This is a genomic window from Nocardia sp. NPDC004168, assembly GCF_040610355.1.
Lineage (GTDB): Bacteria > Actinomycetota > Actinomycetes > Mycobacteriales > Mycobacteriaceae > Nocardia > Nocardia sichangensis.
On sequence record NZ_JBEXME010000016.1, the window covers coordinates 29052 to 42706 of the forward strand.

The following is a 13655-nucleotide window of genomic DNA, read 5'->3' on the forward strand; positions in this document are numbered from 1 at the left end:
GCCCGGCCGAGCATGCCAACCGACACGACGATCGTCCCGCTACACCGACGAGGCTGCTGAGTTCAAACCCCAAGGCGCCTGGGGCTTTCGGCGAGCACCTCTGGGGACGATCTCCTAGCGCCAACAGCGTGTCCGAGGTTGAACGTGTGGGACACTTCGCCGACCGGGCATACGCGATGGAGATCGAGGGGTCCCCGCTCGACCCGACTACTGGTAGCAGTAGGAGTCGGAGGAGGCGTCGCCGCCCTGGAGGCGCACCTGGTGCACCCGCAGACCTCGAAAGTCCTCGTCGTGCGGGAAGAACGACTCGTCGATGGTCATTCCGCCGTCGGGATCGATGCGCATCACGGCCATCCAGGCGCCAACCCCATCCGGGTAGAACTGGTCGTCCCATGCGCCATAGAGCGAGTTGGTGAGGTAGACCCGCTGACCGTTACGGCTGATCTCGACCATCTGGGGGCCGCCGGCAAGCGGCTGGTTCGGCGCGGCCGGGTGGGCGGCGCGGCCCACGATCCCGCCGAGCCGGACCGACCCGGTCTCTTTCGGGTCAGCCGGATCGCGCACGTCGAACTGTTTCAGCTCCCCGGTACCCCAGCACGAGACGTAGAGGTACGCGTCGTCGACCGACAGGTCGATGTCGGTGACCAGCGGCGGCACCGCGCCGAACGGTTTCAGTGCCGGCGGCAGCAGGTCGGGATCGGCTGACTCGGCCGGGATGGTGATCACCTTGTCGACCGCCCACACGCCGCCATCGCGGTGCCAACGCCACACAGAGGCCGACAGATCCTCGGTCGAGAGCACCACGCCGACGAACCCCCAAGCAGCGTCCGGATCGTGCGACGGACGCAGCTCGAGTGCCATCTGGTATTGCTCGCCGAGATCGATCCGCTGCTGGTGCCGACCGGCGCTGAGGTCCCAGAAGTGGATCGCGTGGCCGTACTTGTTGGCCAGCAGCAGCTCCGGGTTCAGTCCGTCCTCGATCATGGCCGGGGTGCCCCACTCGCTGCTGATCAGCGTGTTCTGGTTGAGATGCCACCAGGCGTCGTACGCCAGGTATTGCGGCCCACGGTCGGTCTCCCATTGCCGCAGCACATCGAACGTGCCGTGATCGAGCAGCGCGATTCCGCCCGGGCCGTCCGATCCGTCTGCCCCGCCGAGGCAGGTCATGAACACACCGTCCGGCCCGCAGTGCAGCGTGTGTGGACGGGAGTAGCCGGCCTTGGCCGCGAGCTCGGAGCTGTCCACGATCTTGGACAGGGTGGGCTGGCGTGGGTCGGGCTGGGTGTCGAACACGTACAGGCGCGACGAGCGCAGACCCGGCACGATCAGGTACCGCCGAGCCAGTCCCTCAATCTGGTGGCCCTCGTGCTTCAGCGCGCTGCTGCAGGCGTTCCAACCGAAATGGTGCAGCTCGTTGCCCAGGTGGGGTACCTCGGTCCAGCCCACCACCCGGCCGTAGGTAGCCGAGCCCGGATCCACATCGATTACCGACAGCGCATCTGGCTTCTGTGCCGCGCGGTCGAACGCAACAACGTATGCGAGCCGCTCCGGTGGCGCGGCCGCCGCCTCCGCTGCGCTCCGATAGAAGGTCGGGTCCAATTCTGAGTGATTCATTTCCAGCCTCCTTTATGTCGATAGGCGGAGACCCACGCACCTCGCCCGATCTGGCGGTTCCGAGGCGAGCGCGACCCGTGTGGTCGCGTGCCGTATGGCGCGGGCAGGCAATAACAGTCTCGGCCTATCGACGCAGATCCACCAGCTACCGCCGGCGCGGCGGCAGAGTGCGCGGTAGGGCGCAGTTCCGTCGAAGAGCGTCAGCCGGAGAATCTGGATGCATCGTCACCGTGCGGCCCACGGATTGCCTTACCCATGTCCGGATGGGGCTTCGAGGTCAGCCAGAGTCAGCACCTTCGGTTTGTGTCAGGCCGGTTCTGTCTGCGGGGCGATGGCGGGCAGCGCCTGAGGTTGAAGCGGACGGCCTCGGCGCCGTATTCGAGCATCTGGCGCTCGTAGTCGCCGATCGCGCCGAGGAGATCGCGGCCGCCGGTGCGGCAGCGGCGGAGCAGGTCGGCGTCGCGCAGGCGGTGTTGGCGCCGTTGCCTCCGGTCGGTGAGGTGGCGTGGATGGCATCGCCGAGCAGCGTGACCGGACCGGGCGACCAGCGTTCGCCGGGCTCGACCACTCGGATGGAGAGCAGGGTGCTGTTGTCCGGATCGGCCTGTTCGATCAGCGCCCGCAGGTCCGGGGCCGGCCCGGCATCCTGGACAGCACGGCCTCCTGTGGGGTCGCGGTGCCGAGTGAGCCGTTCGGCGGCACGATCGTGGCCCAGCGCACGTAGTCGCGCATATCGGGCAGGGTCACCTCGGGTGCCAGCGCCTCGACCGCCTCCTTCGGCGGGGTACGGAAGCGCATCGCGCCGAGCAGCAGGCTCACCCGTCCCCGTCAGCAGGCTCAGCGCAGCGATCGTAATTCCCGAACCGGACCCGGCCCACGTGGCGCAGTCAGCTCCTCTGTTCACCCAGATCCGTGACCAGTACCTGGAATACCCCGGCGCCTCGCGCGCCGCACTGGCCATGGTTCTCACCAACCTCGAGGCGCTGCGGGTCCGGGAGGGGATGTTCGCGCTCTGCTCGCGGGCGGAACCGAACCCCGGATTGCCGCCTGGACGCTGGACGCACTGTCCCTCTACGTCAGCGCCTACGCCCTGGAACAGTCACTGGTCCAGCACCGCCGGAAATACCCGGATCAGGAGTACGTAGTCAGCCGCGCGGAGCTGGTGCGCCGGTTCACCGCGCTGCCCGCCGACACGTTTCCGCAGACCCGGCGCTATGCCGCTGCCGCCGACCCCCACCAGGCGCCGTCCGGCCGCGCTGAGCCGACCCGTGATCACTCCGTGGAGTACCTGTCGCGGCAGCTACTCCACGCCAGCCCTGCCATCAATGCCACAACTCCGAAAACAACCGTGCTGTCACGGTCAACACAGTCCTCTTCGCCCGCCCTGTCCTCGACACTGACGGAACCTGCACCTGGCCAACGTATTTCAGGCGCGGCGCAGTAGTGTCACGCTATAAACTTCCCGTCATGGTGAAGTATCTGATCAGCGGGGCGATGATCGCGGCCTTCTCCTTCGGCGCGGCTGGTCCGGCGGCGGCCGATGAAACCGTTGACTACTACCCCACTCACGGAGCCTGTGTCGCGAATGGGGTGGCTAAATTCGGTCAAGAAGAGCTGGGTAAGACCTGGTTCTGCCGTCAAACCGGCAGCCAGTTCGAACTGTTTCGCCGCTGAGGGGGATACAGTATCGGGGTGGTTCCGCGCCCGCGACGAGATCGATTCCGCCGCACCCGCCCGGAGGCCGATGGATCTCTCGGTGACCGATTACCAGCTGGTAGCTGTTTCAGACGCTGCAAAGTGCTGACCGGGGTGGCTATCCCGCCGAATCGACAACCATCCGCGTGATGTCGTGCAACGAGTGTCGGCGCAGTTCCGACATAGCCCGACCCGGCGCTGCCGCACCCTCCCTCAACGGGATGGCTTGCCACCCGATCTCAAAAACTCCTCGTCCGCAAACCCCCGCGTCGCCACGACACCCGAACTCCAGCACACCGACCGACCTCATCGGCAGTCCCGCCGAGCGCCAACCAAGCCCATCCGCAGCCCGAGCCGCTGCAAGATGTCTTCGTGGTCAAGCCATCGTCGTTCTTTCAGTCACAGCTTTCGCATCCAACCACTGCAGCTGTGCTGACTCATGAGGTTGGTTCCGCGATGGTGATCTCGAACGTCAACTGTCCGAAGGCGGCACCGCTCACATGCCCAGCCGCCCCTGATCCGTCCGAATCCACTCCGAGGTTCCGTCCGGGTGTCGATGGAACTCCCAGGCGGTATAGTCGCCGTCCTTCTCCACCACCTTGACGTGATCGGCGAAGCCGTCGTGATCGACGTCGGTCCACACCTGCATGGCATCGTCGCCGGTGATGGTCACGCTGTCGAGCAGACCGTCTTGGTCGATGTCCTGGGTGGGATGGTGCAGCTCGACGGCGCCGAGGCCGCCTAATTCGGAGTGCGCGTCGATATGCGGTAGATCCAGTCCCGGCAAATCACCCGACGTGACCATGGCCCCTGCTTTCTGGCGCCATGCCTTCGAAGAACTCGGCCAGCATCGGCCCAGAGTATCGAGGTCTTGCTCGCCATTCAACACCTGGTATGACTGATCGCCGAATTCCAAGCCAGCCCAGTTGCTGGCCGCGCTGTCGACCCACAACGGACTTCACACACCCACCGCCGATACCACCGAGCGGCGAGGCCTTCGACCGCGAACTGCTCTACCCGCCAGCGGTATTCGACACCTTCGGCCAATTGTTCCGACGGCTGCACGACGGCAGGGCGCCGAAGAGGAACGGACCAAAGACCCTGTACTCCCGGCCCCTGATCACCAGCCGGTGCTCGCGTCCTTCTGGACTGGTTCCCACCACTCGGCGAGGGCACGCGCCAGCCATTCACTGGCTGCGGTGCCCTCCCCGATGTCATGGTGCACAGCGTAAGTGCCATGCAGACGCGTTCGTATATTCCGACACTCTGCCCATGCGACGGGCGCGGAAAGACACGAGCTCCGAATTGTCGCCGGCTACCGAAGGTTCAGTCGCGGGACGCCCTCGCCCGTGAGGTGCTCCCGACCGGCGCGGCGACCGGTGATCAGTAGGAGCAGGGAAGCGGCCGGGCCTTCGACGAGGGGTCCGGTGCCGACGGTCCAGCCGGTGTCGGTGTCGATGAGGCGATACCGGGACAGCTCACGGGCTCGGAACCCATTCGTTCCCCAGATTCTTTCGAGAGCCGATCGCGCGGCATCGACGGGCATCGGCCGATTGAGGCCGAGGGGCACCGCGATGTCCTGGCCGTGGACCAGCAGGTCCATCAGTCGGTCAGCGGCGGTGGTGCCGATCGGCGTCGCACGCAGCGTCATCCCGTCGCGCAGCGCGGCGAGCAACTGGGTGGACGTGGCGCGGTCGGCGAGACGGATCGCGGTCTCCCGGATGGCGCGGTCGAAGTTTCCGCGGGCACGGAGCACGTTGACCAGAATCCAGGCGAGGCCAGGGTTCGCGGAGAGCACGAGGTGGGCGACGACATCACGGACCCGCCAGCCCTCGCACAGGGAACTGTGGTTCCAGTCGGACTCCGACAGAGTTTCCAGAAGCTCGACGAGACTCGCCCGCTCGGCGGCGACCGCTCGCCACATCCGGTCGTTCGTCATCGTTGTGCTACCGGTCATCGGCTTGCTCCTTCTCAGCGGGGGTGTGCCAGTACGGTAGGAACTCCACCCGGGTGGAGGTTCCAGCAATCGTGACCGACGACACACGACATACCGGCTCGGTGAGCATCGGGGAGTTGTCGCGGCTGACCGGTGTGCCGGTCCGCACCATCCGCTTCTATTGCGATCACGGGATCTTGGATTCGCACCGCACATCCGGCGGACACCGGATCTTCGATTCCGGCACCGCAGTCGATCGGCTGCTGCTGGTGCGCCGGCTCCGTGCGCTCGGGGTGTCTTTACCCGCGATAGCGGACGTTCTCGCCGGCACCGTCTCCCTTGCCGACGCGGTCGCCGCCGAACGTCGCGCGCTGGACACCGAACTGGCCGCGTTGACATGGCGGCGTGCGTCGTTGCGGGCCGTCGAAGACGCCACGTCGGCCCAACGGGCCGCTCGCTTGGAAGTGCTGGCCGCAGTCCAGGACCGCCACCGCACACACGACGCGATCGTGGCGTTCTGGCGACGCGTACTCGCACCCATCCCACCGGGGCTGTTCGACGAGTTCATCGCGATGAACGTGCCCGACCTACCGCACGACCCACCTGTCCTCCACATCGCCGCCTACGCCGAACTGGCATCTCTCCTCACCGTTCCCGCGCTCTACACCGAGATCTCACGCCAGTTCTGGCGATCGGACCGGACTACCATCCGCCACCAGCGCGAGCTCCTCACCGGCGTCGCTCAGGCATGCCAGGCCGCAGGCCACCGGCTGCTCACCGGTCAGCCGCCTCGGCCCGGCCCCGAGCTCGACCAGTTCGTCGACGCCCACGCCGCCGCCCGCGGCACCCGCGACACGCCACAGTTCCGCCAGGAACTACTCAGCGGCGCAACCGACGCCGATCACCGCGTCCTCCGCTACTGGCGCCTCACCGACCGGATCACCAACACCCCCACCGTCGGCGCCGCGCACCACTGGCTCTACCTCGCACTCACCCGATCCGTCGACTCACCCAGCTGACGACACGGCGCCCGGAGCGCCTTCCACGTCCGCGCATTGCCTCGACGCAACGCCGCCGTTTTCGCCCCCGTGGAACTCCGGCGACCCGACAGATGAGGGGCGACGCCGAGACGCGCGCGGACGCGGACTATCCCAGGGCGGGATACGGGACTTTCTCGCTAAAAAGTGTTCCGGCGGTTTCCCTGGGAGTGTCTGATCTCCGGTCGATCTGATCTCGGTCTGACTGGCCGAGCCTGAGGGTCACCTGCTCCCCACCGCCCACACCCTCCATCCGACTCCCAAAAGTGGCGGCGGCCGAAATCGTCGAAACGCTGCGCCAGTGGGGCGCCCACTCCCCGACCGTGGACGGGCAGCCGTAGAGGGCCTGGTAGAGGTCTGCTTTGTCGGATCGGGCAGCTGATTCACGACGTCGGCGTGTGTAAGGCACGTCCCTGAATCGGCATCGGATGGCTTGATCTTGCCGTGGGGCCCGCGGGCTGATCAGGCCGGTGTCTCGTCTTCCGCCGAGATGACCGTTGTTCGGGTGGACAATGGGAAGATGCACCCGCACGGGACGCTGCCCGGCTCGCGGAAGGGTCTGAGTAGAGCTGAACTGCTGGCCGCGATATCGCTTGCGATCGACCTCGGTCTGGGTCAGCCGATGGAACACATGCTTCGGTCGTCCTTGATCGCGACACGGATCGCCGAGCGGATGGGGCTCGACCTCCAACAGCGAGCGACCGTGTACTACGCCAATCTGGTCGGGTGGATCGGTTGTCACGCCGATTCCCACGAACTCTCCGCGCTCTTCGGCGACGACATCGCCTTCCGGGCCGACACCTACACGGTGGACATGACCGGCCTGCCGTTTCTGCGGCTGATGATGAGTCATGTTGGACGCGGATTGCCGGGCTGGGAGCGCGGCCTCCGTGCCACCACCTTTCTGGTCGCGGCTCGCGGCCAGGTCGCCACACTGATCCAGTCGCATTGCAGTTCCGCCCGGGTTCTCTCCGATCGGATGGGCTTGGACGGGCAGGTCGGAAAGGCGCTGGCCTATGTCTTCGAACGCTGGGACGGCCGGGGATTGCCCAACGGTTCTCGCGGCGAGGATATCCCGGTCGAGATCCACATCGCTCACGTCGCAGATGTGATCGAGGTACACCTGCGGACGGGTGGGCTCGAGCACGCGAAGGATGTGCTCCGTTCTCGGCGCGGCAGTCAGTTCAGTCCAGCCGTGGCGGCGGTGTTCGATCGTGACGCGGCGGCCATCGTGGACGGGTTACTCGAAATCGACGTATGGACCCACGCGTTGGCCCGAGCACCGGATCGTGACCGAACCCTGACGGCCGAGGAGAGCGACGAGTTACTCGAGGCTATGGCTGATTTCGTCGATCTAAAATCTCCTTTCACACTGGGGCATTCGCGTGGCGTCGCGAATCTGGTGGCCGCGTCAGCCCGACACCTGGGCATGTCGCCGTCGGACATCACGCTTCTCTACCGTGCCGGCCTAGTGCACGGCCTCGGCAAAATGGGAGTGTCCAATCAGATCTGGGAGAAGAAAGGGCCGCTCACTACGGCTGAATGGGAGCGGGTACGGATGTATCCAGATCTGACCGGCCGGATACTGAGCCGAGTTAACGGCTTGGAGTCGGTGGTGCCCGTCGCGATGAAGCACCGGGAACGGATCGACGGGTCCGGCTTCCCCCGGGGGATCGCCGGCGCGGAGTTGACCGCCCAGGACCGGCTGCTTGCCACGGCGGAGGCTTATCAGGGACTGCTAGAGCCGCGGCCCGACCGGCCGCCGCTCGATCCTCGCGACGCTGCCGATCAGTTACACAAGGAGGCACGTGCCGGACGCTTCGACGCCGAATCGGCTGCGGCCGTGCTTGCGGTGGCCGGTCCGCGAATATCGCGGCGGACGCCCTGGCCGGCCGGGCTGACCGACCGCGAGGTGCAGATTCTGCGACTCGTCGCGCAGGGCCGCTCGAACCGAGAAATCGCCGCCGAACTGTTCATCGCCGAGAAAACGGCACGGAACCACGTCGAACGCGTCTACACCAAGCTCGGTGTCAACAACCGCACGCAGGCCAGTCTCGCCGCGATCGATCGGGGTCTGGCTGGCTTCCCGGTCAACGCGGCCGTGGGAGATTGAAGCAGTCGGACCGATCACCGGTCGGCCGAGCTGACAGCGCGCGTCCGGTTCGTGGCCCAGGCAGCGACTCGGTGCCGTTTCGGCCCTGCACTCGTACCGACGGGCCGGTCTGGACGTCAGATTGTGCACTCGGAAGTGCGGAACTGCCGCACGCCCGGGTCCCGCCGACATCTGTTCAGACATATGGCGGGACCGACTGCGCTGGGCCTTCATCGCCGGGACGCGCCGGGCCGGGATCGACGATCCAAGACCCATACCGTGGCCAGCATGAGGCCACCGGCAAACGAGGCGAGCGCGATGAGACTGGCGCCGGTGCCTCCGTGGAAGGTGTCACCGTAGGCGGACATGGCCGGCAGCGTGGCGGTGTACCGGTCGAGATCCAGGTCGCGACCCAGCGCTTCGAATGCGTGGCGGTTGGATAGGCCGAGACTCATCAGGCGTCCCGGGAAGGCCATCTCGTCAACGGGGACTATGGCGCCACCGAACAGAACCTGAGGGAAGCAGAGCATCGGCAGGGCGAGGGCGGCCTGCGCGGCGTTGGAGACCGCGGCCGAGGCGAGCAATCCGAGGGCCAGTGCCGAGGCCGCCTCGATCACAATCGTCAGAAACAGGAAGGCGGACACGTCCCACCCAACGGCGGGGAGCCGACCGAGCGCCCGCAGCACACCGAGGAGCACCGCGCTCACTCCTGCCAGCACCGGAAGCAGCGCTGTCACCTTGGATGTCACGTAGGCGCCCACGTTGAGTCCGGCCAGGCGCTCCCGCCGGAAGACGGCCATTTCCCCGACGATCTGGAGCAGGCCGTACGTAAGGCCGAAGAAGAAGCCTGCAAATGCGATCCAGAACACGATCTGGGCCGGGCCGAGGTCGGCTTCGCTATGCGGATCGAACGCGCCGCGCTTGAACAGCGTCGCCATCATCGCGGTGACCAGCACCGGTGACCCGAGCAGGACCGCCAGGGTCAGCCGGTTGCGAACGAGAACATCGACATTGCGTTGGGTAAGTAGCCACCATTGCCGGACCGGGCCCGTGCGCTTCACGTCTGAACTGGTGGCAGGTGCGGGCATTAGAGCCGAGCCGAGCCGGGCTTTCGACTGCCCACCGCTGTCCGCGAACCGCTTCGCCCAGATCTTGGGGGTGTGCTCACGAGCCAGCCGGTCGTACACCTCGGCGAGATCCTCCACGCCGAAGTAGCGCCGAGCCTCGGCCGGGCTGCCGGTGAAAGCCAGGTGGCCGTCGCGCGCCAGAAATACCACCCGGTCACACCGGTCGATGCCGGCCGGCTCATGCGTCGTGAGGACGACTGTGACTCCGCGCTGGCTGAGTCGGCGCAGCAGGCGCATCACGTCGGCTGCGGTCGATGGATCGAGTCCGGAGGTGGGTTCGTCGAGGAAGAAAAGGTGCGGCCGGGTCAGTAGCTCCACGGCGATACTGGCCCGCTTGCGCTGGCCGCCGGAGAGCGCACGGACCGGCACCTCGGCCCGATCAGCCAGGTCGAGATCATGCATAGTCTCTTCGACCACCTGGTCCGCCTCGGCCGCCGATGTGCCTGCGGGCAGCCGCAGCCGCGCTGCGTAGCGCAGCGTGCGGCGCAGGGGCATCTCGAGGTGGATGATGTCCTCTTGGGGCACGTAGCCGATACGGGAATCGGCGCTGGCTCGGGCCCCGCGCACGACGCCGTCATGCCGAACCTCCCCGGCAGATGGTGGTCGCAGTCCCGCGAGGATCTCCAGCAATGTGCTCTTTCCTGCGCCACTGCCGCCGGCAATGGCGACCAATTCGCCTGGTTCGATCGACAACGACAGCTCCTGGAGAATTTGCCGCGTCCCGACCTTCCTGCTTACGTTGACCGCATCGACCCGCCCGCCGCCCGGCACGCCGAGTGCGTGATCTGAAGTTCGCTTACCGCCCAGCTCGACGGTCGGTGGTTCGAATGTCGATTCGGTCGTGACCGGTGATCTCCGTGATTCCTGAACTTGCTTTGTCATGCCCTGATCATCGGTCCGCCGCCTCCGTGGTCGCATGAGGCGTTTGCCTCAAATACGCCCACCAAGAATCGATCACCCCACCGGGCAGCGGGCCCACGCGCTAGCCCGAGCGACAGGGTGTGCGGGGTGGCCGGGTCGGGCTGAGCGTGGTCAGCTGCCACAGCAGCAGTCTGGACCACCTCACGTGGCTGATACCCGACCTGACCGCCTGTACACGCTCCCAGCTGATCATCCGTCTCCAGCACCCGGCCGGGGTGAACGTCTGCTCGGGCGACGCTATCGGGCGCGGATATCTAGGCGCGCTGTTCGACGTCCAGGACGTACTCGAGGTCGCGGATGCGGTCGGCGGCTTCCGGCGAACAGCAGATGACGACGCGATCGGCGCCGCAGAGCTCGACGGGCTCGGCATCGACGGTCTGCAGCCAGTCGAAGAACACCCCTCGAACGCCGCCGTGTGGCGCACTCTCGTCGCGCAGGTATGGGTCGAGGCGAACGAGGTAGGTCCGGTCGCGCACCGCCATGACGCTCTCCTCCGATCGTCCGACAACAATCGGCATGCAGCGTCCGGTTGTCCCTTCAGGTGACTCTCATCCGTCCGCTGTTCGCCGTTTTCGGTGTTCGAGTGTGATACCCAGTTCATTCGGCCGCACGCGATCTGCAACAGAATGCCCGGAGGCGGCCCAATGCCAAGAGAACGGATCGGTGGTTCAGTCTGGCTTGACGGCATCCCAGGGCACCACTGCCGGACACCTCAGTCAAACCTGCCTGCACCGGTGGAGTGCATGTATTCGATCTGCACTGTTCGTCGACGGCGCGATCGAGGACGGCAGCGACGCCGAGTTCGGCTCGACCGGGTAGCGACCTCTGCGGGTGCGTCACAGGTCGTTCTCACCCGGATCATGCCCCGGGCAGCGTCCTTGGGTGCCGAGTTTGTTTCAACGCACACCTACCGCACCCTGCTCGACCACCTCGTTACCGGTGCGCTCTCGTTCCTGCTGTCGGCCGGACATATCCGCTTCTCCCAGGCCGCCGAGGCGCGACGGCGCGTTGCCGAGGATCGCCCACTCGGCCGGGTCTTGCTTGATGTTGCGGCAGCTTGTCTGGTTCACCGATCGCGCGGCAGGACACGCCATGGAGCTTGCTCGGTGTCGGTTGTTGCCAGAGGTGGGCAGTGCAACCCGCTGGCGGGCCGCGGTGAGTGTTTACGCTGCAGCCAGCGGTCCGCAAACGAGGCGCCGAAGCGCTCGAAACCTTCCGGGGCCAGCCTATGAGAGCCCTGGCGGTAACCAGGAGAAAGAGGGTCTGAAGTGAATTTCTTGTCGATTCTGTCGCTGCTGCTCAGCGCCGGAAGCAGCGTACTGTCCCTCGGCAGCAGCGGGCTCTGACCGCAACGATCCGACCTCGCTGACACACCGATCCGACTGGGGCCGGATGGCCCGACATCAATCGAACGAACTGCTTCCGCATGGTGCCCGGCCGGTGAGCGCTTCCGCGCCGTGCGGCGTGCGGTTGGTCCGGCCACGGTCGGATCGGGCCGGGTAAAGGTTGCTGCTGGTAGCCGGGTGCCGGGACAGTATGAGGGACCAGAGTGCTTCTAGCCGCCTGCGACGTGGTGCGAGCACCAGTCCGTTTTCGATCAGGTCGGTGGCAATCACCATCGTCCGGCGAACCAACATTCCTGGTCGCGCGGCGACGCTATGAGGTGACGCCGCCCTTCCGCGACAGGATGGGACGCACCGGCATTCGGTGCACGCGGCGCGTGAGCGCCTGCGACGACGACACTTCGAATGAGTGCCAGCATTCCTGGTACCCGCAGTGGGCGAAGCGATCCCGACCAGTATCCATGCCAGACGTTACAGTGACTCTACTAACGCGACGACTGTTGTAACACCGGCTGCCGGTGATCCGACAAACCGGACATGTCTCTCAATCGCAAACAGCCGCAACGGTTTTTGGCTCGCGCAGGTGTCACCGCAGCGTTGACCGCCGCCGGGATGGTCGGGTTCGCCGCGCCATCTCCCGCGGTACCACATGACCCGGGCTTTCCGTTCTCGCCGACGCTGACGCGCCTGGTTCCGACCAGCTGCTCGGCGATCATCGACGCGGTCACCGTGCGACAGGAGAAGGCCGGCACATTCGGCGTGCGGGTGAACGTCACCCAGACCGGGGAAAACTGCTCGGACTGGAAGGTCGCTGTGCGCTTCAAGAACCTCGATACCGGGTACGCGGACGGGCAGCAGCACCGCGTCGTGAACGGTGTCGTTCAAGACACGGTGGACGGCGTCATCGTCGGTTTCGGCACCGCTCCGGGCGTCGGCCGGGTGGAGGCTCGAATCGTCGCGCTGGACTCGAACAACAGGGAGATGGAGCAGATCTCGGGTACGGCGACGTTCACACTGAACTGAGCGCAAGTGCCGTCTCCAGCGCCGGCATCGTCGCCTGGGGTGCTGGCCGGTGGACCGGTGGCCCGCGGACCGAGCGGCGATGCTCGAGCTGCCACCGGTGGATCCGGTGGTCGGCTGGCGGACCTCGACCCGGCGGCCGCGGGATCATTATGTGCGCCTGGACTCCAACGACTATTCGGTGCATCCGGCGGTGATCGGCCGCCACGTCGATGTTCGCACCGACCTGAGCGAGGTCGTGATCACCTGCGGCGGCGCCGAAGTCGGGCGCCACCACCGTTGCTGGGCTGCGCATCAGACGCTCAGCGATCCCGATCACGTGGCCGCGGCGAAAGACCTGCGGCGTTCCCGGCATCTGGCCTCGGATTCGAACGGGATATACCCCACCTCATCGATAACGAGCAGCGGAATCCGGCCCAGCTTAATCAGCTCTGCCTGCAGTTTCCGGCCGAGTGAGCCTCGGCCAGCCGCGCAACCCATTCCGGGGCGGTCGCGAACGCCACCCGATGCCCGGCCTGGCAGGCGCGGATCGACAGCCCGATCGACAGATGCGTCTTGCCGGTTCCGGGCGGCCCCGGAAACACGCGAGGCCGCGAACCTGTTCTTCCAGCTGGTCTCGTCCCGGTATGAACGGGCAAGTTTAATCGTGACCAGCAACAAGCCGTTCGGCCGCTGGGGAGAAGTGTTCGGCGACGACGTCGTCGCCGCGGCCATGATCGACAGGCTGGTCCACCACGCCGAGGTCATCTCCCTCAAGGGCGACAGCTACCGGCTCGAGGACCGCGACCTCGGCCGCGTCCCCGCCGCCAAGACCAACACCTGACCCCGAACGCGCGATATGCGGCATTTGAGGATGTTCGTCGGACCGCC

Annotated in this window: 12 protein-coding genes and 3 pseudogenes; 6 read left to right on the forward strand and 9 right to left on the reverse strand. The window is 66.3% G+C overall.

Annotation, left to right across the window (positions count from 1 at the left end; all coding sequences use genetic code 11):
- Window positions 1–207: 207 nt before the first annotated feature.
- From ABZW96_RS25175 to ABZW96_RS25185, 3 genes are all read right to left on the reverse strand, one after another.
- On the reverse strand, window positions 208–1614 hold the full coding sequence (locus ABZW96_RS25175) for a selenium-binding protein SBP56-related protein (RefSeq protein WP_355078086.1): 1407 nt from the start codon (window positions 1612–1614) through the stop codon (window positions 208–210).
- Window positions 1615–1891: 277 nt separating this feature from the next.
- On the reverse strand, window positions 1892–2182 hold the full coding sequence (locus ABZW96_RS25180; RefSeq protein ID WP_355078087.1) for an FAD-dependent monooxygenase: 291 nt from the start codon (window positions 2180–2182) through the stop codon (window positions 1892–1894).
- A 44-nt stretch (window positions 2183–2226) separates the two neighbouring features.
- Window positions 2227–2433: a hypothetical protein gene (locus tag ABZW96_RS25185; protein WP_355078088.1), complete on the reverse strand. Its 207-nt coding sequence runs from the start codon at window positions 2431–2433 to the stop codon at window positions 2227–2229.
- A 648-nt stretch (window positions 2434–3081) separates the two neighbouring features.
- Here ABZW96_RS25185 and ABZW96_RS25190 point away from each other — a divergent pair.
- Window positions 3082–3288 carry a hypothetical protein gene (locus tag ABZW96_RS25190; RefSeq protein ID WP_355078089.1) on the forward strand — a complete coding sequence of 69 codons (207 nt, stop codon included), beginning with the start codon at window positions 3082–3084 and terminating at the stop codon, window positions 3286–3288.
- 517 nt (window positions 3289–3805) lie between these two features.
- Here the strand turns inward: ABZW96_RS25190 and ABZW96_RS25195 are convergent.
- Window positions 3806–4261, reverse strand: coding sequence for a DUF6802 family protein (locus tag ABZW96_RS25195; RefSeq protein ID WP_355078090.1), 456 nt, complete (start codon window positions 4259–4261; stop codon window positions 3806–3808).
- A gap of 363 nt (window positions 4262–4624) precedes the next feature.
- Window positions 4625–5266: a maleylpyruvate isomerase family mycothiol-dependent enzyme gene (locus tag ABZW96_RS25200; protein WP_355078091.1), complete on the reverse strand. Its 642-nt coding sequence runs from the start codon at window positions 5264–5266 to the stop codon at window positions 4625–4627.
- Between the two features lie 71 nt (window positions 5267–5337).
- Here ABZW96_RS25200 and ABZW96_RS25205 point away from each other — a divergent pair, with 71 nt between their 5' ends.
- Together ABZW96_RS25205 and ABZW96_RS25210 are read left to right on the forward strand one after the other, a co-directional pair.
- On the forward strand, window positions 5338–6264 hold the full coding sequence (locus tag ABZW96_RS25205) for a MerR family transcriptional regulator (protein WP_355078092.1): 927 nt from the start codon (window positions 5338–5340) through the stop codon (window positions 6262–6264).
- Between the two features lie 538 nt (window positions 6265–6802).
- Window positions 6803–8395, forward strand: a complete 1593-nt coding sequence (locus tag ABZW96_RS25210) for an HD domain-containing phosphohydrolase (protein ID WP_355078093.1) — start codon at window positions 6803–6805, stop codon at window positions 8393–8395.
- A gap of 209 nt (window positions 8396–8604) precedes the next feature.
- Here the strand turns inward: ABZW96_RS25210 and ABZW96_RS25215 are convergent, their stop codons facing one another.
- From ABZW96_RS25215 to ABZW96_RS25225, 3 genes are all read right to left on the reverse strand, one after another.
- Window positions 8605–10383: an ATP-binding cassette domain-containing protein gene (locus tag ABZW96_RS25215; RefSeq protein WP_355078094.1), complete on the reverse strand. Its 1779-nt coding sequence runs from the start codon at window positions 10381–10383 to the stop codon at window positions 8605–8607.
- Window positions 10384–10676: 293 nt separating this feature from the next.
- Window positions 10677–10904, reverse strand: a complete 228-nt coding sequence (locus tag ABZW96_RS25220) for a hypothetical protein (RefSeq protein ID WP_355078095.1) — start codon at window positions 10902–10904, stop codon at window positions 10677–10679.
- 414 nt (window positions 10905–11318) lie between these two features.
- Window positions 11319–11492 carry a hypothetical protein gene (locus ABZW96_RS25225; protein ID WP_355078096.1) on the reverse strand — a complete coding sequence of 58 codons (174 nt, stop codon included), beginning with the start codon at window positions 11490–11492 and terminating at the stop codon, window positions 11319–11321.
- An 810-nt stretch (window positions 11493–12302) separates the two neighbouring features.
- Here ABZW96_RS25225 and ABZW96_RS25230 point away from each other — a divergent pair.
- Window positions 12303–12788 carry a hypothetical protein gene (locus ABZW96_RS25230; protein ID WP_355078097.1) on the forward strand — a complete coding sequence of 162 codons (486 nt, stop codon included), beginning with the start codon at window positions 12303–12305 and terminating at the stop codon, window positions 12786–12788.
- A 28-nt stretch (window positions 12789–12816) separates the two neighbouring features.
- Window positions 12817–13137 (forward strand): annotated as a pseudogene (locus tag ABZW96_RS25235) (IS21 family transposase); the annotation flags it as partial.
- A 5-nt stretch (window positions 13138–13142) separates the two neighbouring features.
- Here the strand turns inward: ABZW96_RS25235 and ABZW96_RS25240 are convergent.
- Window positions 13143–13333 (reverse strand): annotated as a pseudogene (locus tag ABZW96_RS25240) (ATP-binding protein); the annotation flags it as partial.
- A 38-nt stretch (window positions 13334–13371) separates the two neighbouring features.
- Here ABZW96_RS25240 and ABZW96_RS25245 point away from each other — a divergent pair.
- Window positions 13372–13608 (forward strand): annotated as a pseudogene (locus ABZW96_RS25245) (ATP-binding protein); the annotation flags it as partial.
- Window positions 13609–13655: the final 47 nt, after the last annotated feature.

Coding starts and splice junctions, on each gene's coding strand:
- ABZW96_RS25175 (WP_355078086.1), bottom strand. CDS start 1,614: ATGAATCACTCAGAATTGGACCCGACCTTCTATCGGAGCGCAGCGGAG.
- ABZW96_RS25190 (WP_355078089.1), top strand. CDS start 3,082: ATGGTGAAGTATCTGATCAGCGGGGCGATGATCGCGGCCTTCTCCTTC.
- ABZW96_RS25200 (WP_355078091.1), bottom strand. CDS start 5,266: ATGACCGGTAGCACAACGATGACGAACGACCGGATGTGGCGAGCGGTC.
- ABZW96_RS25210 (WP_355078093.1), top strand. CDS start 6,803: ATGCACCCGCACGGGACGCTGCCCGGCTCGCGGAAGGGTCTGAGTAGA.
- ABZW96_RS25215 (WP_355078094.1), bottom strand. CDS start 10,383: ATGACAAAGCAAGTTCAGGAATCACGGAGATCACCGGTCACGACCGAA.
- ABZW96_RS25220 (WP_355078095.1), bottom strand. CDS start 10,904: ATGGCGGTGCGCGACCGGACCTACCTCGTTCGCCTCGACCCATACCTG.
- ABZW96_RS25230 (WP_355078097.1), top strand. CDS start 12,303: ATGTCTCTCAATCGCAAACAGCCGCAACGGTTTTTGGCTCGCGCAGGT.